We start from the raw sequence: 21,510 nt of genomic DNA on the forward strand, positions 1-21,510 counted from the left end.
CAATGTTATTTATAATAATTTTTAAGAACGAATCTATACAAATTACAAACGTACGTTGTTTCCATTCTTTGCTCCCGTGCTTACGAAGCAGTCGCTACGAGCTAGTACAAGAGCCGTCCTTTCACAATTAGCGCTTCTTACTTGAGAAACCATTTTATTCTGTTTGGACAAATAATATGATGGGTTTTAAAACTATTTATGAGAAGGATAAGAGTGATGTGCATGCACAAATGATTGCTAAGTCTTAAAACGGAGATAAATCCCAGGAGGAGCTAATAAATTTTGGATGTGCGTCGTTTCCTCATTGTCGTCACACAGAGCAAATTAACGCTTAAAAGGAGGCGAAAGCCCTGGCCCGTTAAGTCGTATTGGAACAAAAAATTGTGTAAAGTGGTTCCGGTGACAAGCCGCGCCCCCCTTTTAATCACATAAATGGGTATCCTATTAAACATTGGCAGAAAGCGATGCTTACAAAACCTTGTTTTGTAGACTGTTGTCCTAAAGATGCCTGCACGATCAGCCTCCCAGGACTTAAACTATGCCGGGTGGCTTTCTTTTAATTTGCTACTTATTATGCTATCTTTTAAATACTTCCCGTTCCTACATTTTATTATAGACATTAGTGATTGATTTAAATTCGGAACGTAAATTATATGGAAGTACTATTCCCTTTTTCCTCGGATTTTTTAAAGACGATCCCTTATCAACATGATAATAAGATAAATAAACTAATTTTGAACAGTAGGTGGGATCTATGCTATCCAAAGTATTTGTAATTTTGTAGGATGGTCTCGCAGGATGTATCACGCCGTCTGTGACTTAGCGGCTCTATTGCGCAATGTGGAGAGGTGCTATTAGAAAAATGAAAAAAATTATTTCGGTTACAGTTATTTTAATAGTTTTAATCGTCGGATCTGTTTATATCGCTTTTTTTGATAACCCCTTTTCCGAGAAGAGACGTATTTCTCAAGTTGAAGAGTATATCGCAAACCAACCTCTAACAAGCGAAATCTCCAATATATACGCGGAGTGGGATGCTAAAAGAGGAGATTATGATATTTTCGTAGTATTCGATAATGAACCAAACCTAACGTACAATTACATTATTCATTCAGAAGAAAAGGAAGGAGTTCTATTAATAATTAGAGAAAAAGTTAATGGAAGGACACAAGAGATAAAAGAAGGAGAAAACGGTGTAGCAGAAGGTGATCCAGTAAATGAGGATTATTGAGCAAATTTCATAAATATCAGGAAGTTTACGCTGATTGAATCCAGAACCGAGTTATAATCCCATTCTGGATTCTTCTTGTATGAGGTCATTTATAAACCCTATTTTCTCCCTCAACTTTTTCTTTTATGGAGCGGTTTTGAGGTATTTCGTTTTGATGGTAAAGGCTATCAAATGCAACAAATTGAAGAGGAACTTGACGAGTTTCTTTGATCGAGAGCATAGCTGCATGTTTCAAAGTCCAGCTTTCCTTCTTTATCCAGGGCAACTAGTTCTCCATCAAGCACTGGATCATCAACGAACTTTTCCCTTTCAAATACCCCATGAAATACGATACCGACATTTTTGGCGGAATTTTCACCAGCATGTGTATGTGATCAATCATCGCATGGGCTTCGATAATTTCTACATCTTTCATTTCACATAACCTTCTCAAAATAGCTCCAATATCTTTTCGCAGCTTCCCATAGACAATCTTTCGTCTATACTTAGGGATAAACACGATATGATACTTACAATTCCATCTTGTGTGTGATAAACTGTTGTCACTCATGGGTGAGATCTCCTTTCGTTGATAGAAGTTGGTTTGGCGGCCAAGTTCTATTATAACGATTGGAGATTTTTTCATCACTAGACCTCTCTAGAAGTTTCGTTTTCACACGTGCAGAGCACGTGGTTTCAAACCCATATTAATAAAAAACGGAAGCTGCCCCGGTCAGCTTCCGTCCTCTTCATTGCCAAACTGTTGAAAAACAGACCCTGGGCTTACTTGGAATACCTCATTGCCGCATAGTTCATTTACAATCCGTGCGTTCCGTTCAACCGATAAAGCGAGATTGGTAGCACTTGTCCCTAACGCATGTTCGACATTCGTTAAGGAAAACATCCGGTTTTTGCGCGCATCTTTAAAAATGAGTTCTGCATTACGTGTTAGTTTAAACTCGCTTTCGCCTTCCATTTCCAGCTCAGTCTGCATTGCTTCCAACCAGCGGGGGACATTCGGCTTATAGCCTGTTGCTAAAATGACTTTTTCTGTCTGGTAGGCAAACGTCTGCCTTTGTTGTGTTTGTTCTCCGATCACTTGATAGCTCCGCGGTCCCTTTTTCTCAATCGTTGTCACTTCCATATTGGCGCGTATTAAAGCAGGAGAAGCTTTTTTGGCAATGCTGCGGTGGTACAATAGGTCATAAATGTTGTGGAGTGTTTTAGCTTGCACGCCATTGCGCAAATGCCCGAGCAGTGAAAGGGTGTCCTTCCTTGTTTCATAGGGAAGTTCATGAAAATAAGAAACAAAATCTGGCGAAAAAAGCTCTTGCCCGATCTTTGATTCTTCTAGTTGGAAAAAGCCTGGCGATCTTGTAAACCAGTTAAGGGTGTAATGGTGATTCGGTTGGTTCTGTAAAAGGGAGTAAAAAATTTCAGCAGCGCTCTGCCCTGAACCGATTACCGTTACCGACCGTGCTTCCTTTATGTCTTTTTCATAAAAGCGATAGTCGCTTGAATGGATGATGTCTTCGTTGCATGCTTTTTCTAAGCTGCCTGGAAGGAGCGGCACACTACCAGTACCAACAACGATATGGGTTGCATAAACCGTTTTTTCTATTCCAGCCGCTAATAGCACGACTCGATATGCTTCTTTCTCCGCTTCATACTGAACCTCCAACACCTTTGTGCCAAAATGGCAGTTGCTTAGTTGCCCTGCCACCCATTGACAATAGGCATTGTACTCCATTCTTGGAATGTCAAAGCGGTTGAAAAAATAAAAGGACATCAGCCTTTTTTCCGCATGAGCATAATTTAAAAAGGTGTAGCGGCTCTGCGGATTAGCCAACGTTATTAAATCTGCTAAAAAAGGAACCTGAAGGTCGGTTCCATCAAGCAGCATGCCAGGATGCCACAAAAAGACATCATTTTCATCAAAAAAGGCTGCTTTGATATCGGTGCTTTCTGCTATCATGGCTGCCAGCCCTAAATTATAAGGACCAATCCCTACACCAACAACGTCAAACATATCCTCCATTTCGATCCACTCCTATTTGCATATATTACGAATAAATGTATTTGCGATTTTCCCTTGTTTGTAACGAAATGGCACATCAAATGTTGTCGATTGCTTTAACAAGCTCTTTTGATGGGAAAAAGTGCGAAAGCTTTCATAGCCATGGTAAGCACCAATGCCACTCGCTCCTTTGCCGCCGAAAGGAAGGTACGGGTTTGCTGCATGCATAAGTGTGTCGTTAATGCAGCCACCGCCAAACGAAAGCTGCTCCGTAAATAGCCGTTGTACACGCTCGTTTTCAGAAAATACATAGAGTGCAAGTGGATTCGGCAATGAGCGGACTTTTTGAATTGCTTCGGCAGGCGTTTTGTATCGGAACACAGGCAAGATGGGCCCAAAGATTTCCTCCTGCATGATCGGCGCATCCCAAGGAACATTGGTTAAGATTGTTGGAGAGATTAAACGCGCCTGTGGTGAAATTTGACCGCCAAGGGCAATATGACCATTATCTAAATAGCGGCGCAGGCGCTCAAAGTGTTTGTCGTTCACAATTTGCGTATAGGTTCCTTCTTTTGTCCTGTCCGAAAAAAGCGTATATGTTTGCGTTTTTAGCTGCTCGAGAAACGGTTCGTACACGTCTTCATCGACAAGAGCATAATCGGGAGCGATGCATGTTTGCCCAGCATTTAAAAATTTTCCCCAAGCAATCCGTTTGGCCGCCAATTTCAATTTTGCTTCGCCATCCACAATCACTGGACTTTTCCCACCTAATTCAAGCGTACATGGCGTCATATGTTTAGCTGCTTTTTCTAACACGATTTTTCCGACAGCGGCACTTCCAGTAAAGAAAATAGAGTCAAATGGAAGATTGAGTAGCGTCTCTGCTGTTTTCGCGTCTCCTTCTACCACGGTCACGAGCTCTTTCGGAAATGTGGCCCGGACAGCGGCAGCCATTATGCTTGAAGTCCGCGGCGTCAACTCAGAAGGCTTGAGCACTGCGGCATTGCCAGCAGCAAGGGCACCAATTAAAGGTGCAAATGTGAGTTGAATCGGATAATTCCAAGGGGAAATGATTAAGACGCTACCGTATGGTTCTGTTGCCACCCAGCTTTTTGAACCGGTATGGCTGGTAGGCGTTTTCACTTTCATTGGCTTGACCCATTCATCGATTGAGTCCAACGCCAAATCGATCTCTTGGTGTAGAAAAGCCATTTCAACCATCCTAGCTTCAGGCTCTTGTTTATTCAAATCCGCTCGTAACGCCGAAAGCAGCTCTTTTTCATACGTTTGCAGCATCGTTTTTAGCTTTTGGAGCTGTTGTTTTCGGTAAGCAACGGCTTTTGTAGCGCCAGTAAACACATGCTCTTTCTGAACGGCTAGCAATGTCTCGTACATAACAGCTCAAGCACTCCTTTTCAAAACAAACCGATTTTTTATATCTATACCCTTAAATTCCCCTTTTTAACGACGATCACTTTCGGCCATAATCGGCTTTTATCTCTCCCCACACATCCGTTTCCCATTTTAACACTGGATTATGGTTAGGGTTTTCGCGCAGCCATTTCTCCGCCCGTTCCACAAGCGACCAAATTTCTTCCGTTTCTTTTGTCCGGCTTAATGTAGAATTGGCTTTTTTCTTTTTTACCCAACCAATTGCAGTCGCAGAATCAGAGTAGACAGGCTTGTCCGTTCCTTGTACATAGGCGAGGCCATGGACAATCGCTAAAAACTCGCCCATATTATTCGTGCCCATGTTAATGGGCGTCTTTTCAAATAAAATCTCCCCTGTCTTGGTGTCAACCCCTTTGTATTCAACTTTTCCAGGATTCCCTTGGCTACCAACGTCAACGCTAACGCTGTCCCAAACAGGTGATTTTTGCGCTTTGTCTTTTGGCCTCACTGAAGAGGCCATGCTTTTGCCTTGGAAAGCAGCCTCTGCTTCTGCAAGCGTAGGGAATGATTTAAACCTTGCCTGAGGGTACCCTTTCACTTGGGCTTCACAGTCAGCCCATGACCGGAAAATCCCTTGTTTTCTTCCTTTCCAAACAACGTAATATTTTTGCTTTGCCATTTTTTAACCTCCTTGGATCGTATAGTTTCGGACTGCCATGGAAAACGTATGGATGGAGGTGAGGCAACTTGAAACGAAATAAACAAGCAAAAAAAACATTGACCAATAACCAGACACCAACTGAATCCATGTTTAATGAAGAAGTTGCAAGTGAACTTATTGACAACGGAACAAACAAATCAACGAGCAAAAAACCGAAACAACGGTAATGTTAAAGCTAGTTAGCATACCCGTAAGGCCAAAAGCGGCCTAATTAGGAACGTTTGTCTCTCACCTGCATTTAGCATACTTGATTTTCCGTTTCAACGAAAGCGCGCTACCACGACGACGATGTATAAATTTGGATCAACCTGGCGATGATTTTGGATAAAGAGGTGAGCGAAACTTGGACATCCATATTGAACGGAAACGGACCGCTGACAAAGCAGGTGACTTCATTTGTACATCTTCGGACAAGTTATTTGTGCTTATCGTTGACCCACCAGAACGCTACCCGTATTTATTGCTATGCCTCGATACGTTCTCAATTGTACAAAATTATAGCAGCATTCCATCGAGAGAAGAATTGGAAGAAGATATCGGGGAAGACATTAAAGAAATTTACAACCAAGAACACGCCACCATTTCGTTTTTATAATAAGAAAAAGGGCATAGGCAGCAACCTATGTCCTTTCAGTCTGTAAACAATACTCGAATAGTTTGTCGTTTGCATGTATTCCAACGGAGAATACCATTGCCTATGAGCCTATGCGCTAATCGCTCTCACTCGTTTCACCGTCTGACAAACGGCTTCTACCTGTCTAAGCTGTCCGTTTAAGCGTTCCCGACAAAACGGCTCTCTTTTTGCTTTAACTCGTCCAATAACTGTTTGGCCGCTTCCTGGCTCAGCACAACATTTCCGTTTGCAAGCTCCAAATGTTCTTCTGAAGATTCACCTGTTACCATGCATGTTTTGATGGAAGGCTCGTACTTCCTGACAATCACACGGTCATCTTCTACATAGATTTCCAATGGGCTGCCAATATCAATTCCCATGGTTTTCCGCAATTCTTTTGGCACGACAATTCGCCCTAGCTGGTCCACTTTACGGACAATGCCCGTCGCTTTCATTCAGCATCCTCCTTATATTCAAACGATTCACATTCCTATTAAACCATGTCAGGGCGCTTCGTTCCATAACCGCTCCACTAATTTACTCGAATCGGTGCTTTTTGCTGTATTTTATGGAATTTAACGGAAATAAACTAAGCGGTAAGCATTACGAAAAACCCCTGGCCATAAGGCCAGGGGCGATTGGTTTAAGGCATGGAATCTACCGTCTTTTCTTCATACCAGTTATCCAATACTTTCGCATCAAGCACTTGTGCTTCCACATACCTGGATTGCTTTTTTGAAAACAGCTTATGCCAGTTAAAGTCGAAGTCTTTTGCGACTTGAACAAGAGTAAGGAGCTCTTGCCAAGCAACGTAGCGCTTATACCAAAAAAATTGGGGCTGTTCGGTCATATATGGGTATAGGTCATCGAATTCAGTGTGTTTGCAATCAATCGTACGTTCAAATTGCACTTTTGCATCGCTCAACTTTTTCTCAAGATAAACATGCAATTCGTCCTTATTCACAATGATGCCCCCTCTTGCTTTTTGCTATTATAACATATTTCAAGAAAATAGGAGAGCAAATAGATTAAATCCAAAAAATTGGTCAATCAAGACAACGGCAATTGCTACAGGAACGATACCGGTCATAATCGTATACCATAATGTAAAAGCTTTTTTGCCAAGGACGCTGCCCATTTGGAATTCTGCTGCGAGTGTTTGTCGTTTTACTTTAACAAGCAAAAAGATGCATATGAGCAACGAACCAATCGGCATCAATATGTTGGATGCAAGAAAATCCACCAAGTCGAAAAAGGGCATACCAAATAGGTGCACATCCCCGATCACGCCAAATGACAATGCAGAAGGAATGCCCATCAGCAACACAAACAAAGCGATTAGCCAGCTTCCTTTTGCCCGTTTGTCTCCATCCCCTCTCATAAAGGCAGCGACGACAATTTCTAACAGTGAAAAAGCGGTGCTAAGAGCAGCGAAGAAGAAAAGCATGAAAAAGAGGACAACCACGATATCGCCAAATGGCATTTGCGAAAAAATCGCTGGCACGGCTGCAAAAATAAGCGTCGGCCCTTCGCTTGGTTCTAGACCGAAAGTGAACACACCGGGGAATATAACGATTCCTGCCAGCATTGCGACAAAAATATTCATTACCCCTAATGTAGCAGCAGATACAGGCAAATCTTGCTTTTTTGACGCATATGAACTGAAAGTCACCATCACCGAAACGCCAATCGATAAAGCAAAAAAGGATTGGCCAAGGGCGAACAAAACTACTTCGCTTGAAAGGCTTTCCCAATTTGGCTTGAACAGAAAGGCCAGTCCTTCCTTAGCTCCATCAAGTGTGAGTGAATAAATCGACAATAGCACTAAAAGGACAAACAAAGCGGGAATCATCCATTTGCTTGCTCGTTCAATCCCTTTCTGGACCCCTTTTTGCACAACGGCAGCCGTCAATCCTAAAAACAACGCCTGTGCCCCGACAGCCAAATAAGGATTTGCGATCAATCCCGTAAATTTAGCTTGGTACCCGCCTACATCAAGGCCGCCTAGCTGGCCAAATAAGGAGGAACCTAAATAAATCAGCGACCAGCCCCCGACGACGCTGTAAAAAGACAGGATCAAAAAACAAGTGACGACGCCAAGCCAGCCTGTCACACTCCAGACCGAACGGGGCGCCAGCATGTTATAGGTTGAAATCGCGTCTCGGCCTGAATGGCGACCAAGCACGTATTCACCGATAAGTAAAGGAACACCTATCAGCAAAGTAAATGCGAGGAAAAGCACAAAAAAAGCGCCTCCACCGCTTGTGCCTGCAATGTAAGGAAACTTCCATATAGCGCCGAGGCCAATTGCGCTGCCAGCCGTTGCATATAAAAAACCTAATTTTGAAGACCATTGTTGTGAAGTTGCCATGTTGTTGCTCCTTTATTACACACGATTTTTTTATCGTACCAAAGGAAGCTTTAAGAAACAAGCCTGCCCTGTTCTGAAAACTTACCGACTTTTGGCTAACAAAGTATCCAGAAAAATGGTTCATTTTTTGTTGCTTTTATGTTTATTACGCTTTTAAACGGGTATAGAAACTATACAGGAAAACAATGAAAAACCCCCTTCGTTGTTTTCTAAAAGCAAACAACCCTTCCCCCACTACTGAAGCGCCCTTTCCCAGGCGCTTCAACCTGTATACAAACGCTCGCATATTTGTCGTTTGTCTCACTCACTCATCTACTCATGAACCCTCGTTCTATTGGCACCTTTCCTCGGCTATCAGCCTGAGGACACTCATGTTTTATTGGCAACTTACTCCAATTACACTACGGCTGAACAAGCGCTTTCTAAGTTCATAGTCTTAGGTTTAACATCAACATTCATTCTTTTTCAGGCGCCTCTTTACATTTGTGTAACAAAATAGGTGATTCGTCTCATCTTTCGACATCAATCCACAACAATTTTCCAACCTTTTCCCCTTTCTCGCAAACCGTGTCCTTGATAAACTAAACGTTAGCATAGGAAATCTGGAAGAAACGTGGTGGAAATTATGTGGTCATCTTCACAAATTGGCATTGATTTAGGAACTGCCAATATTCTTGTTTACTCAAAAGAAAAAGGAATCATTTTAAATGAACCATCTGTTGTCGCTTTAAATACGGAAACACGTGATGTTCTCGCTATTGGGATAGAAGCAAAAAACATGGTCGGCAAAACGCCAGCCCAAATCGTTGCTATGCGCCCTCTCCGTGACGGCGTGATTGCTGATTTTGACGTAACAGCTAGCCTTTTAAAAGAAATAATGCGCAAGGCGAGCAAAAACATGGGCATGGCTGTCCGCAAGCCAACCGTTGTTGTGTGCGCGCCGACAGGCTCAACGTCTGTTGAACGAAGAGCCATCCTTGACGCAGTGCGCAGCTGTGGCGCTAAACAAGTCCATATTATTGAAGAACCTGTAGCTGCGGCGATCGGTGCAGACTTGCCTGTAGAAGAGCCAACAGCCAATGTGGTAGTCGACATCGGCGGCGGTACAACGGAAGTCGCCATCATTTCGTACGGCGGCGTAGTCTCTTCGAATTCTGTCCGGGTCGGCGGAGATAAATTTGATGACGCGATTATTTCATACGTGCGCAAACAATACAATGTCCTCATTGGCGAACGGACAGCCGAGCAAATTAAAATCGACATTGGCTATGCGCCAATTGACCATGAAACGCGGACAATGGAAGTGCGGGGCCGGGATCTTGTCAATGGTTTGCCGAAAACGATTGAATTAAACTCAAAAGAAGTCCAAGGTGCTTTAAGCGAGCTGTTATGGCAATTGCTTGAAGCATTGCGGAGCACATTGGAAGATTGCCCGCCAGAACTGTCAGGCGATATTGTCGACCGAGGCGTTCTGTTGACAGGCGGTGGCGCCATGTTAAATGGCTTGCAAGATTGGATTGCCAACCAAATTGTTGTGCCTGTCCACGTTGCACCAAACCCACTTGAATCTGTCGCTATCGGTACAGGGCGTTCCCTTGCTTTTATTGATAAACTACAAAAAGCGACTTTGTAAAAGCACGATTTAGCCACGCTCAGGCTTTCTAAGGCCTGGGTTTTTTTATTATTTGCTCCTAGTGAAAAAGCCTGTTTTGACCGTTATGTCAAAACAGGCTTTTCGTTACTTGTTCTCAATTGGCTTTTTAATGATTCCATATATGATTCCAGTCACAATCGCGCCAATTGCGATAGCCAACGCATACAGGCCGATGTAAGACCATGTGCTCTCATTGACTAGGAACATTGTAAAAATGCCTCCATGTGGCGCAGGGAGCTGTATATGGAACAATCCGGTTAAACCGCCAGCCACAGCGGCGCCGACAACGCTTGCCGAAATAACACGGATTGGGTCTGCCGCCGCAAACGGAATCGCCCCTTCTGTAATGAAAGAAGCGCCAAGGACATAGTTTGTCCGCCCTGACTCTCGTTGCTGCTTCGTAAATTTATGCTTCCAAAACGTTGTGGCGATGGCAATCCCTAGTGGCGGCACCATTCCTGCAGCCATGACTGCTGCCTGGGGCCCAAGGTTGCCAGCATCAATCATCGCAATCCCAAACGTATAGGCTGCTTTATTAATCGGACCGCCCATGTCAATCGCCATCATGATTCCAAGAACCGTGCCTAGAATGACCATGTTCCCTGTGCCGAGGTCGCCTAGCCAATTTTGCATTCCTGTGTTCACCCAAGCAAGGGGCGCAATTAAGTAGTACATAATTGTGCCTGTAAACAAAATATTTAACACAGGCGTAAATAAGATCGTTTTTAACCCTTCAAGCGATTGAGGAATGCCAGACAGCAATTTGCGTACAAACAAGGCTAAGTAGCCTGCTAAAAATCCAGCGAGCAAGCCGCCTAAAAATCCAGAATCGCCATTTACGGCCATAAACCCGCCAATTAAACCAGGGGCAAATCCTGGCCGGTCGGCTATGCTCATTGCAATAAACGCAGCAAGAACGGGGATAAAGAGTGCAAATGCATTATCGCCACCAATCGCCATTAACAATTCGCGGATCGGGTTATCTGCGCCAAAAGCTGTCTCAAATACAAAGCTTAAGGCAATCAAAATTCCGCCGCCAATGACAAATGGAAGCATATTGGAAACGCCGTTCATTAAATGCTTGTAAATAGCAGCGCCTCCTGATTTTTTCTCTTCGCTTTGCTCGTTTTCGCCTTTGCCGCCACTGCCTTGGTAAACAGGTTCTTTTCCTGAAAGGGAACGATCAATTAACTCTGCTGGCTTACGGACGCCATCTGCCACTGGAGCAATGACCACGCGTTTGCCGCTAAAACGGTCCATTTCTACTTTTGTATCAGCAGCAACAATGATGCCGTCAGCTTCGTCAATTTCCGCTGCTGTTAAACGGTTTTTCACGCCTCCAGACCCGTTTGTCTCAACCTTTACTTTATAGCCGCGGTCAGTCGCTTCTTTCTTGATCGCATCGGCAGCCATAAACGTATGGGCAATCCCAGTTGGACAGCCAGTCACAGCGAGAATGAATTTGCCAGAATCTTCGGAAGCGCTTTCGGTTTGTTCCTCTGGCTCCGCTTCTTTGTCTTCCATTGCTTGCTTTTCATCAATCAATGCCAGAATGTCATCCAATGAAGCTGCGTTGAGCAAGCCTTTTCGAAAATCGTCGTCCATTAAATAAGTTGACAGCTTTGCTAACGTTGCTAAATGTTCATTGTTTGCCCCTTCAGAGGCAGCAATCATGAAAAATAGATGGCTTGGCTGTCCGTCCAATGCGTCGTAATCAATCCCTGCTTTCGAGCGGCCAAACGCAATCGCTGGCGTTTTGACAGCTGCCGTTTTAGCATGTGGAATCGCAATGCCGTCGCCAAGGCCGGTCGTGCTTTGCGCTTCCCTTGCCAAAATCGCTTTTTTGTACGCTTCTGCATCGTTTAATCGCCCTGCTTCCCCAAGCTTGGCGATTAATTCATCAATAACCGCTTCTTTCGTCGTTGACGCCAAGTCGAGAATCATTGTTTCTTTCTTGAGCAAATCAGAAATTTTCATTCCTTTGTTTACCCCTCTCTATAAATAGTGACCGCTACCTCGTCCATGAGTGCTTCGATCGTCGTCCGTTCAGCAAAGCCTGTTGAAAAGGCTGTAGCGCTTCCTGAAGCAACAGCAAAACGGAAAGCTTCGGGAAGGGACATCCCTTCCGCCGTGGCGCCGATAAACCCTGCTACAACGGAATCCCCTGCACCGACGGAGTTTTTGACAGTGCCTCTTGGCGTCGTTGCCAACAAAATCGATTGCTCTGTAGCAAGCAACGCACCGTCCCCAGCAAATGTAACAAAGACATGGCCGATTCCTTTCGCCACAAGCGCCTTAGCATGGGGAACAGCCGCTTCGAGAGAATCGATCGCTTCGCCTGCAAACTCAGCCAATTCATGTTGGTTAGGCTTAATGAAGTCTGGCTGTGCAGCAACTGCTTCTTCTAGCGGTTTTCCGCTAGTATCTATAAAGACAGAAACACCGCGGTCTTTAAGCAACTTGCTCCATTTCGCATATACATTTGTCTCAAGGCTTGGAGGGACGCTGCCTGCGAAAACGACCACATCGTTTGCTTTCAGTTGTGTCAACTGCTCTTCAAGTGCTGCTACATCATTTGCTGCAATCGCCGGAGAAACGCCATTGACTTCTGTTTCCACATCCGCTTTTAGCTTAATGTTGATACGAGTGTCGCCGCTTATTTCAATAAAAGACGTGTGGACACCGTCTGCCTCTACATTGGCTTTAATGTATTCGCCTGTAAAACCGCCAATGAAGCCAAGCGCGGTGCTCGGATGGCCGATCCGCTTTAGCACACGGGAGACATTAATGCCTTTGCCGCCGGGTGCTTTGTAGTCATGGGCTGCCCGGTTTACACCTCCCTTATTTATTGAATCGAGCGCGACAAAGTAATCCATTGCCGGATTTAACGTCACTGTGTAAATCATTGTTCTACCACCTTGATTGTCGTCTTAGCTGCAAGTTGTGAAAACAGCTCTGGTTGTTCTTCACGTGTATAAGAGCTTGTGATGATGGCGGCACGCTCCACATCGGCAATTTTTGAAAACGAAACGTCGCCAAATTTTGTATGGTCTGCTAACACATATGTTTGCCGCCCTCGTTTTAGCGCTTGTACTTTTATATAGGCTTCTTCAAGATCAGGAGTTGTATACCCATCACTAGGGGTAATGCCATTTGTGCCAAGAAACACAAAGTCAAAGCGAAAGGCATCAATCGCCTCCAACGCGTTTCGGCCAACAAAAGCGTGTGTGCCTTTTTTTGCATACCCGCCAAGCACATGTGTGTCAATTTCGGCTTCAAGCAAATGGGCAATATTTGTTAATCCATTTGTCACAACTACAATCTGTTTGCCTTTCAAAAAGGGGATCATTTCATAAGTAGTTGTCCCTGCATCTAAAAACAGGCAATCTCCATCTTGTACGAGTTCAGCAGCCTGCTTGGCAATTTTTATTTTTTCCTGACGGTTTTTGAGCGTTTTTTGCGCGATTGTTGGCTCATCTCGCATTTTTTTCAATAACGTAGCACCGCCATGAATGCGCTTTAATTTATTTCTCTGCTCAAGCTCCGTCAAGTCTCGTCGTATCGTAGACTCAGAAGCACCAGTTTCTACAATTAATTCTTGAATTTTCACCACTTCGTTCTTTGCGAGAAGGGCGAGGATTTTTTCTTGCCTTTCCAATGTCAGCATTTCGCACACCTCAGCTCTCTTTGCTTAGTATACAACCAAAAACATTCAAATTCAATCATTTTCACCCAAAAGTAAGCTTTTTGTTGCACCGGGCAAACGGCAAGCAAAAAACACAGCAATCCTGACAAGATCCTGTGTTTTTGCTCGTTCGTATGATCTATTTCGACTGTAATGCTTCTATTTTTTCGGCCAGTTCTGCCCAGCGATTAAGAGCGGCCTCCAACTCACTGTCCAGCATTTCTTTTTCTTTTAGCAAATCAGCAATTCGCCCATAATCACTGCCTGCGTCGGCAATCGCCTGCTCAAGGATCTGCTGTTTTTCTTCAAGCGCTGCTATATGGCCATCAATTTGCTCCCATTCGCGTTGCTCATTATATGATAACTTTTTTTGTTCTTTTTTCGGCTGTGGCGTTGGCACTTGTTCGTGCTGTGGCTGTTTATCGGTGATGTCGTTTCTGCCCGTCATATAATCACTGTAATCGCCGTCATAGCGCAACAAGCGATTGCCTTCGAAAATCAGCATTCGGTCAACAACACGGTCAAGGAAATAGCGATCATGGCTAACCACAACAACCGCGCCAGGGAATGTGTCTAAATAGTCTTCTAGTACAGCAAGTGTTTCGACATCTAGGTCATTTGTTGGTTCGTCGAGGAACAACACATTCGGTTCGCCCATTAGCACGCGCAGCAAATACAAACGTCTTTTTTCACCGCCTGACAAACGGCGAATATAGGTCCATTGTTGCGACCGTGGAAACAGAAAACGTTCAAGCATTTGCTCGGCATAAATAGCATCCCCTTTTGTGGTGTAAACCACTTCAGCAACTTCCTTAATGTATTCAACCACGCGCAAATCGCCGTCAAGCTCTGCATCTTCTTGGCGGTAATAGCCGATCCGCACTGTTTCGCCCACATCAACCGTCCCGCTGTCGGGAGCAGTCCTCCCTGCCATCATATTCAGCAACGTTGTTTTTCCGCTGCCATTTTCGCCAATAATGCCAAGCCGTTCATTTTTCCCCATTAAGAAAGACAAGTCGGAAAAAAGCATCTTTCCTTGGTACGATTTGCTAACTTGGCGAAGCTCAATCACTTGTTTGCCAAGACGTTTATGGCCAATTGGCATATCCAGCTGCCTATTGGCATTTGGGCCAGTTTGGGCATTCAGTGCTTCTACCCGTTGAATCCGTGCCTTTTGCTTCGTCGTTCTCGCCTTCGCTCCTCGCTTTAGCCAGGCAAGCTCCCGCCTAAGCAAATTTTTGCGCTTATCCTCCGCTTGCTCTGCTTGCGCTTTGCGTTCCGCTTTTTCTTCTAAATAGGTCTCAAAGTTGCCAACATACCGGTATAGCGCTCCCTCTGATAACTCAAAAATGGTATTGGCGACGCGGTTTAAAAAGTAGCGGTCGTGAGTGATCACGATCAATGCACCAGGATATTGTTTTAAATGTTCTTCCAACCATTCAACCGTTGCATGGTCAAGATGGTTCGTCGGCTCGTCGAGTAATAGCAAATCAGCTGGCTGAATGAGTGCCCGCGCCAAGGCAACACGTTTTTTCTGGCCACCTGACAACGTGCCAAGCTTCGCCGAAAGGGCCGAAACCCCAAGTTTGCTAAGAATGGTTTTCGCCTGTGTAGCCGCTTCCCAAGCGCCAACGCGGTCCATTTCCTCTTGCCATTTCAGAAGCTCAGTTTGGCTCTTGTTATCGTGTGGGTGTGCCTCTAAGTCTTGAAGCGCCTTTTCATAGCTCGCTACCGTTCGCATCAACGTCGATTCGCTCTTGTAAATATAGCGAATGGCTGTTTCATTTTCTGGCATGTCGAGCTGTTGCGGCAAGTATTCTAGCGTAAACTCATTGGCATGAAACAAAGCGCCCCCATCAAACCCTTCGACTCCGGCGAGCCCTTTTAACAACGTCGATTTGCCTGTGCCATTAACGCCAAGCAAGCCAATTCTGTCGCCTTTTTCTAAACTAAAGTGAATCGATTCAAAACAAATCTTGTCGCCAAAAGACTTTGTTAGCCCTTCTGCTCGAAGTAAACTCATGTGCATCTTCCTTTAATGTTCTTCTATTATCCCTTTCCTACAATAGGGTGGCTTTTCTTGGAAGTAATTCGGCGAAACGATGCGATTATCAAACGACTGGTGAAAAATATCCGTCTGCGCTGGGGACATCGGCGGGATTAGCCACGTCCAGTCGCCTGTCACGTCGCGCCCTGCTTCTATTTCATTGCCAATAAAACGTTGAAACTGTTTTGCGGCAGTATGGTGATCGACTATGCTTACGCCTTGTTCCTGATACGAATAGAGAACAGCACGGTTTAATTCAACAAGCGCTTGATCGCGCCATAGGGATGCTTCACGCTCCATGCTGATTCCGAGCACGGCAGCCACTTCTGGCAAGCGGTTATAGCGGAAATCATCGGCTAAATTGCGGGCGCCGATTTCCGTGCCCATATACCAACCGTTAAACGGCGCTGCGTAATAAGAAATGCCGCCAATTTCTAGGCGCATATTTGATATAAACGGCACTGCGTACCATTTAAGGTTCAGCCTTGCAAATGCTTCGTTATCAGGATGGACAAGGGCCACTTCTTTAATCAGATGCTCGGGGATAGGGAATAGCTGAGGGGGACGTGCACCCACCGATATGACAAGGGGTAGCACATCAAAATCGCCCCCTGCACCAACCCAGCCAAGCTGCTTGCAAATGTCCGTTAATTCAAGGGAAGCAGGATCGCCAATAATGCGGCCATCACCGCGATAGCCTGCATAACGGACAAGTTGCGCATTCCAAATGCGGATTGAAGCCCCTTGTTTAAACACCGTAATCGTCGGAATGACTTTTCCACCGTTTGTCGCATATTCAATATGCCTAAAAAGCGCTTGTGCGACCGCTTCTTCTGTACGTGCTTCCCGTTCATCAATAACGGTAAGCCGTTCCCAAAATAAGCGGCCAATGCAACGATTGCTGTTACGCCAAGCGAGCCTCGCCCCAAATGCAAGCTCCTCAGCCGTATGCTCGTATGTGCCGTCTGTACGGATCGCTTCGCAAACGTCGCGAATCCGCGCTTCTTTGCCGTCTAAGCAACGCTCCTCGTAAAAAAGGGAAAGAAACTCAACAGCCTCATCTTCCAAACGATTTGCCATATTGCCATCCTCCTAAAAAAACTGTGCAGCGTCCTATGCTGCACAGCCTTTTCTATGCATCGGCCTTCAGTTCTTCGATGACATCTGCTTCAATCGTTTCCGGTTTTGTAGCAGGCGCATAACGCTTAATGACTTCGCCTTTTCGGTTGACGAGAAATTTCGTGAAGTTCCATTTAATCTCTTCGCTCAACATTCCCTTTTTGGCCGCTTTCAAATAGTTGAACAACGGGTTGGCATGTTTGCCTTTCACATCTGTTTTTGCAAACAGTGGGAACGTAACGCCGAAATTGATTTTACACACCTGTTCCATGTCTTCATCGGCAACCGGCTCCTGGTTTAAAAATTGGTTGCTTGGAAAGCCGAGCACATAAAAGCCTTTTTCCTTATAGTCATTGTACAGCTTTTCAAGCCCTGCAAACTGTGAAGCAAAGCCGCATTTAGTTGCGGTATTGACAATGAGCAAAACATTGCCTTTGTAAGCTGATAATGAAACGTCTTGGCCGCTACTCGTTTTAACCGAAAAATCGTACACAGACAAACGGGTTCGCTCCTTTTACTTTAAGTATACTGCGGTTTGGCACCAATTAAAACCGATTTGTTTCACCGGTCGAGCAGCAGCTAAATCGTCCCCACTATGAAAACTGCCATCGATTTAAGGGTTGCGTCTGGCAAAATCAACAAATCGGAAGCGGTCCGCACGATGGCGTGACTCTGTGTACTGGAAAGGCACAGCATTGTCAAAATACGTATAGCTTCTGACAACGACTACACGGCCACTTTCATCGAGGTCAAGCATGGCCTCGTCTTCCTCAGTCGCCGCTTCAACGACAATTTCCTTTTTGGCAAAGCTGATAGCAAGGCCTAGTTGCTTCTCAATGTAGGCATAAATGCTGCCCGCACAAATGTCTTTCGTTAAACCAGGGACAAGACTGGAAACAAACGTGTCCTTATCCAATATAATTCGTTCCCCATCAATTAAGCGGATTCGCTCCACTTGCCAAACTTGCTCACCTGTTTCAATTTCCAACTTTTTTGCGATTGTTTTATCTGCTTTAACAGCTGTAAAGCAGACAACATCCGTCTTAGCTTGCAAACCAAGCTTTTCATTTAGTTCTTGGAAGCTTGCAACGCCTGAAACCGGGAAATCGAGGCGTGCGACATCAAGCACAACAGAACCTCTGCCTTGTATCTTTTGAATATACCCGTGTTCTGATAACATTTTCAGTGCTTTGCGAATCGTTTCCCTCGATGCTTGGAACATCTCTGTCAGTTCGTTTTCAGAAGGCAACGTTTCGCCAGGAGCATAAACACCGCTATTGATTGCTTGTATGAGCGCTTGATAAATCGATTGAAACTTGTTTTTCACGTGCTTCTCTTACTCCTTCAACTGGAATGCTACCGTTTCATAAGGCTTGAGCGAAAATGTTTTTTCCAGTTTTCGTTTTTGGTTGTAGTTGCTTATTAACTGTGTCGCTTTTAATGATACCAGATCTTCTGGGCATTCAAAATCGCAATTTACAGGGTAAAAATTTGAAACGACAAGGAGTTTTTCCGTACCATCCGTGCGCACGTATGCAAATACATGGTCATGTTCAGGCACGAGCAAGCGGTAATCACCTGTTGTCACAATTGGCAGCTTTTTCCGCAGTGCAATGAGCTTTTGATAGAAATAAAAAATCGAATTCGGGTCACTGAGCGCTTTTTTGGCATTGATCTCCTTGTAATTGCTGCTCACCTTTATCCATGGCGTGCCCGTTGTAAAACCAGCTTGCTCGCTTGAATCCCATTGGACCGGCGTCCGAGAGTTGTCCCGGGATTTCTGTTTAAGGATCGCGAGAATATGTTCTTCAGGCACACCCTCTTCTTTTAAGCGAGCGTACACATTCAATGACTCTACGTCGCGGTAATCGTCGATGCTTGTGAAATTCGGGTTTGTCATGCCGAACTCTTCACCCTGATACACATAGGGCGTCCCTTGCATGAAATGGATGGTCGCAGCCAACATCTTCGCTGATTGGTTATGGTATTCGTCCTCATCGCCATAACGGCTAACAACCCGCGGCTGGTCGTGGTTGCACCAAAACAACGCATTCCATCCCCCGCCTTCATGCATACGGACTTGCCATTCCGATAAAATCTGTTTTAGCGCTTTAAAATCAAAATCAGCGACAGCCCATTTTTCTCCATTTGGATAATCCACTTTTAAATGGTGGAAATTAAACGTCATTGACAGTTCACGCTGTTTTGGATTGGAATAGCGTATACAGTCTTCAATCGTCGTTGAAGACATTTCGCCAACGGTTAAGCTATCATACTTGGCTAATACTTCTCGGTTCATTTCCTGCAAGTATTCATGGACACGGGGGCCATCTGTGTAAAATTTGCGGCCGTCCCCTGGCGCAACTGAACCATCATCGTCAGGGAAGCGTTGGTCTTTCGATATTAAGTTAATGACATCAAGACGGAAGCCATCAATGCCTTTATTAAACCAAAAATGCATCATCTCGTAGACATGCTTGCGCAGTTGTTCGTTTTCCCAGTTTAAGTCTGCTTGCGTGACATCAAACAAATGCAAGTAGTAATCATCCGTTGCTTCATTGTATTCCCACGCAGAACTGCCAAACTTCGATTGCCAATTTGTTGGTGCACCTCCGTCTTTGCCTTCTTTCCAAATATAAAAATCACGGTACTTCGCTTGTTTGCTTAGCTTCGCATTTTTAAACCATTGATGTTCAGTGGACGTATGGTTGACAACCAAGTCCATAATTAGCTTCATTCCCCGTTTATGGGTTTCATTAAGAAGTTCTTCAAAGTCGGCCATCGTCCCATAGTCTTCATGGATCGCATAATAATCGGAAATGTCATAGCCATTGTCATTTTGCGGGGAAGCATAAATCGGCGTTAACCAAATGACGTCGATGCCTAGTTCTTTTAAATAGTCTAGCTTTTCAATGATCCCTTGCAAATCGCCAATGCCATTTCCCGTCGTATCGTTAAAGCTTTTAGGGTAAATTTGATAAACCGTACTCGTTCTCCACCATTCCATTTGTGTTTATCCACCTTTCTCTGTCTCTATTTACCACCAGTTTAACACACTTGTATATACAAGTTCAAAAAAGGAACTGCTAGGCAGTTCCTTGAGGTTGTCTTTAATGGTCTTCCTGCAAACTTTTTGGCTGACGGAGCCTGCCGTATAACAACGTAATGAGGAATGGCAGTACAATCACGATCGCCATGCCAATAAAGAATGGGATCCAGTCTGTTGGACGAATCGATACGAAGCCAGGCACGCCCCCTACGCCGATCGAATTGGCGATGACGTTTTGCATGGTAATAAACATACCGGCGATTCCCGCACTTACAATTGCCGCATAAAACGGGAAGCGGAAGCGCAAGTTGACACCGAAAAGGGCTGGTTCTGTAATGCCGAGCCAAGCTGATAAACCTGATGTCCCCGCTAGCCCTTTTAAATTGGCATTTTTGACGAGAAAATACATCGCAAACGCAGCTGAACCTTGGGCAATATTAGACAGCGCCAAAATTGGCCACAAGAACGTGCCGTTGCCTGAACCAACGAGTTGCAAATCGACAGCAAGGAATGTATGGTGCATCCCCGTAATGACAAGGGGGCCATAAATAATTCCGTATAAGAAACCTGCAATCCAAGGCAGTGTCGCAAACAGCCAAATAAAACCATCGGCAATCCAATTCCCAATTGCAAATGTAAGCGGGCCTACTGCAATAAATGTAATAAAACTTGTGATGAGCAATGCTAACGGAGCAACCGTCAATAAATGGAACGCGTCTGGTATCCGTTTGCGCAAGAATAGTTCCAACTTGGCTAAAATGATCGATGCCACAAATACAGGAAGCACTTGCCCTTGATAGCCAAGTTTATTGATTTCAAGACCAAATAAATTCCAAGTTGGGATTTCCCCCGCCTCACGGGCAGCGCCATAATCCCAGGCGTTTAACAAAGCAGGATGGACTAGGATTAGCCCCATCACAATTCCAAGCAATGGGTTGCCGCCAAAACGTTTGACTGCAGACCACCCAATCAGTGCTGGCAAAAACGTGAACGCTGTATTAGCAATAACGTGGATAATGTCAGCAAAATCAGCCCACTGTGGGTGAACGTCAATAATGGACGCCCCTGTGTAAAAAATGTCATTTCCCGTTAAAATGTTGTTGATGCCCATTAACAAACCGGCTGTGACAATCGCCGGCAAAATCGGGATAAAGACATCCGCTAGCACTTTAATTGCCCGTTGCAAAGGGCTCCCTTTTTTAGCGGCTTCCGCTTTCACCTCGTCTTTGCTTTGCTCCTCGCGCCCTGTGAGAGCCATCAATTCCTTATATACTTTATCTACAACGCCATTGCCAAGAATAATCTGGAATTGGCCGCTCGCAGTAAACGTTCCTTTTACTGCTTCAATTGCCTCTAAACCGCTTGTATCCACTTCGTTTTCATCGTTAAGCACAAGCCGAAGCCGTGTTACGCAATGCGTTGCCGAAGAAATATTTTCCTCGCCACCTATAGCGGCAAGAATCTGTTCCGCTGTTTCACGGTAGTTAATTGCCATCTGTTGCTCCTCCTCTGTCAGCGTTTTCAAAACGCTCATTTTCCATGTATCCTCGGAATTTGTATATACAAATATGGATGATAACGCTTCAATAATAACCTGTATATACAAATACGTCAATGGGTTCAACTTGACCT

General features: G+C 44.7%; 20 protein-coding genes and 1 pseudogene. 4 read left to right on the forward strand and 17 right to left on the reverse strand.

The genetic code is table 11. The features are described 5' to 3' along the window. Nucleotides 1–862: 862 nt before the first annotated feature. Nucleotides 863–1,231, forward strand: a complete 369-nt coding sequence (locus BUC05_RS12030) for a DUF3139 domain-containing protein (protein ID WP_073304807.1) — start codon at nt 863–865, stop codon at nt 1,229–1,231. Between the two features lie 85 nt (nt 1,232–1,316). Here BUC05_RS12030 and BUC05_RS21505 read toward each other — a convergent pair whose 3' ends face one another. The 5 genes and pseudogenes from BUC05_RS21505 to BUC05_RS12055 all read right to left on the reverse strand — a co-directional run bounded on the left by BUC05_RS21505 (nt 1,317) and on the right by BUC05_RS12055 (nt 5,298). Continuing rightward, a complete protein-coding gene (locus tag BUC05_RS21505; protein ID WP_167369571.1) occupies nt 1,317–1,466 on the reverse strand; it encodes a hypothetical protein in 150 nt (49 codons plus the stop codon). Nucleotides 1,467–1,517: 51 nt separating this feature from the next. Then, nucleotides 1,518–1,781 (reverse strand): annotated as a pseudogene (gene tnpA, locus BUC05_RS12040) (IS200/IS605 family transposase); the annotation flags it as partial. A 162-nt stretch (nt 1,782–1,943) separates the two neighbouring features. Beyond that, nucleotides 1,944–3,248 (reverse strand): lysine N(6)-hydroxylase/L-ornithine N(5)-oxygenase family protein, encoded by a 1,305-nt coding sequence (locus tag BUC05_RS12045; protein ID WP_084140049.1) that lies wholly within the window; start codon nt 3,246–3,248, stop codon nt 1,944–1,946. A gap of 12 nt (nt 3,249–3,260) precedes the next feature. Beyond that, a complete protein-coding gene (locus BUC05_RS12050) occupies nt 3,261–4,622 on the reverse strand; it encodes an aldehyde dehydrogenase (RefSeq protein WP_073304813.1) in 1,362 nt (453 codons plus the stop codon). A 76-nt stretch (nt 4,623–4,698) separates the two neighbouring features. Then, nucleotides 4,699–5,298, reverse strand: a complete 600-nt coding sequence (locus BUC05_RS12055; RefSeq protein ID WP_011246129.1) for a ribonuclease H1 domain-containing protein — start codon at nt 5,296–5,298, stop codon at nt 4,699–4,701. 68 nt (nt 5,299–5,366) lie between these two features. On the opposite strand from BUC05_RS12055, the gene BUC05_RS21510 reads away from it, so the two are divergent. Next, nucleotides 5,367–5,507 (forward strand): hypothetical protein, encoded by a 141-nt coding sequence (locus BUC05_RS21510; RefSeq protein ID WP_011246128.1) that lies wholly within the window; start codon nt 5,367–5,369, stop codon nt 5,505–5,507. A 176-nt stretch (nt 5,508–5,683) separates the two neighbouring features. Beyond that, nucleotides 5,684–5,935 carry a hypothetical protein gene (locus BUC05_RS12060; protein WP_011246127.1) on the forward strand — a complete coding sequence of 84 codons (252 nt, stop codon included), beginning with the start codon at nt 5,684–5,686 and terminating at the stop codon, nt 5,933–5,935. Nucleotides 5,936–6,111: 176 nt separating this feature from the next. On the opposite strand, the gene BUC05_RS12065 is transcribed toward BUC05_RS12060, so the two are convergent. The 3 genes from BUC05_RS12065 to BUC05_RS12075 form a co-directional block, all read right to left on the reverse strand. Then, on the reverse strand, nt 6,112–6,408 hold the full coding sequence (locus tag BUC05_RS12065) for an AbrB/MazE/SpoVT family DNA-binding domain-containing protein (RefSeq protein WP_011246126.1): 297 nt from the start codon (nt 6,406–6,408) through the stop codon (nt 6,112–6,114). 188 nt (nt 6,409–6,596) lie between these two features. Then, nucleotides 6,597–6,917, reverse strand: a complete 321-nt coding sequence (locus BUC05_RS12070) for a hypothetical protein (RefSeq protein WP_073304815.1) — start codon at nt 6,915–6,917, stop codon at nt 6,597–6,599. A gap of 39 nt (nt 6,918–6,956) precedes the next feature. Further along, nucleotides 6,957–8,324, reverse strand: a complete 1,368-nt coding sequence (locus tag BUC05_RS12075) for a sodium-dependent transporter (RefSeq protein ID WP_011246124.1) — start codon at nt 8,322–8,324, stop codon at nt 6,957–6,959. A 625-nt stretch (nt 8,325–8,949) separates the two neighbouring features. Here BUC05_RS12075 and mreBH point away from each other — a divergent pair. Further along, entirely contained in the window at nt 8,950–9,957 is a 1,008-nt protein-coding gene (gene mreBH, locus BUC05_RS12080) for a rod-share determining protein MreBH (RefSeq protein WP_011246123.1), read from the forward strand. A 105-nt stretch (nt 9,958–10,062) separates the two neighbouring features. On the opposite strand, the gene BUC05_RS12085 is transcribed toward mreBH, so the two are convergent. From BUC05_RS12085 to treP, 9 genes are all read right to left on the reverse strand, one after another. Next, nucleotides 10,063–11,955, reverse strand: a complete 1,893-nt coding sequence (locus BUC05_RS12085) for a PTS fructose transporter subunit IIABC (protein WP_035206022.1) — start codon at nt 11,953–11,955, stop codon at nt 10,063–10,065. A gap of 8 nt (nt 11,956–11,963) precedes the next feature. Further along, nucleotides 11,964–12,884, reverse strand: a complete 921-nt coding sequence (pfkB, locus tag BUC05_RS12090) for a 1-phosphofructokinase (RefSeq protein ID WP_011246121.1) — start codon at nt 12,882–12,884, stop codon at nt 11,964–11,966. After that, nucleotides 12,881–13,645 (reverse strand): DeoR/GlpR family DNA-binding transcription regulator, encoded by a 765-nt coding sequence (locus tag BUC05_RS12095; RefSeq protein WP_011246120.1) that lies wholly within the window; start codon nt 13,643–13,645, stop codon nt 12,881–12,883. The genes pfkB and BUC05_RS12095 overlap by 4 nt, the downstream gene beginning before the upstream one ends. Nucleotides 13,646–13,802: 157 nt before the next feature. After that, a complete protein-coding gene (locus tag BUC05_RS12100) occupies nt 13,803–15,686 on the reverse strand; it encodes an ABC-F family ATP-binding cassette domain-containing protein (RefSeq protein ID WP_073304817.1) in 1,884 nt (627 codons plus the stop codon). A gap of 12 nt (nt 15,687–15,698) precedes the next feature. Continuing rightward, the gene (locus tag BUC05_RS12105) at nt 15,699–16,790 is read right to left on the reverse strand and encodes a nitric oxide synthase oxygenase (RefSeq protein WP_073304819.1); all 1,092 of its coding nucleotides are present in this window, start codon (nt 16,788–16,790) and stop codon (nt 15,699–15,701) included. 52 nt (nt 16,791–16,842) lie between these two features. Next, nucleotides 16,843–17,328 (reverse strand): glutathione peroxidase, encoded by a 486-nt coding sequence (locus tag BUC05_RS12110; RefSeq protein WP_073304821.1) that lies wholly within the window; start codon nt 17,326–17,328, stop codon nt 16,843–16,845. 114 nt (nt 17,329–17,442) lie between these two features. Next, nucleotides 17,443–18,156, reverse strand: a complete 714-nt coding sequence (gene treR, locus BUC05_RS12115) for a trehalose operon repressor (RefSeq protein WP_035206028.1) — start codon at nt 18,154–18,156, stop codon at nt 17,443–17,445. A gap of 9 nt (nt 18,157–18,165) precedes the next feature. Then, a complete protein-coding gene (gene treC / locus BUC05_RS12120) occupies nt 18,166–19,836 on the reverse strand; it encodes an alpha,alpha-phosphotrehalase (protein ID WP_073304823.1) in 1,671 nt (556 codons plus the stop codon). A gap of 103 nt (nt 19,837–19,939) precedes the next feature. Continuing rightward, on the reverse strand, nt 19,940–21,373 hold the full coding sequence (gene treP, locus BUC05_RS12125; RefSeq protein ID WP_011246114.1) for a PTS system trehalose-specific EIIBC component: 1,434 nt from the start codon (nt 21,371–21,373) through the stop codon (nt 19,940–19,942). Nucleotides 21,374–21,510: the final 137 nt, after the last annotated feature.

It is taken from the genome of Shouchella rhizosphaerae (assembly GCF_900142675.1).
Classification (GTDB): domain Bacteria; phylum Bacillota; class Bacilli; order Bacillales; family Bacillaceae_D; genus Shouchella; species Shouchella rhizosphaerae.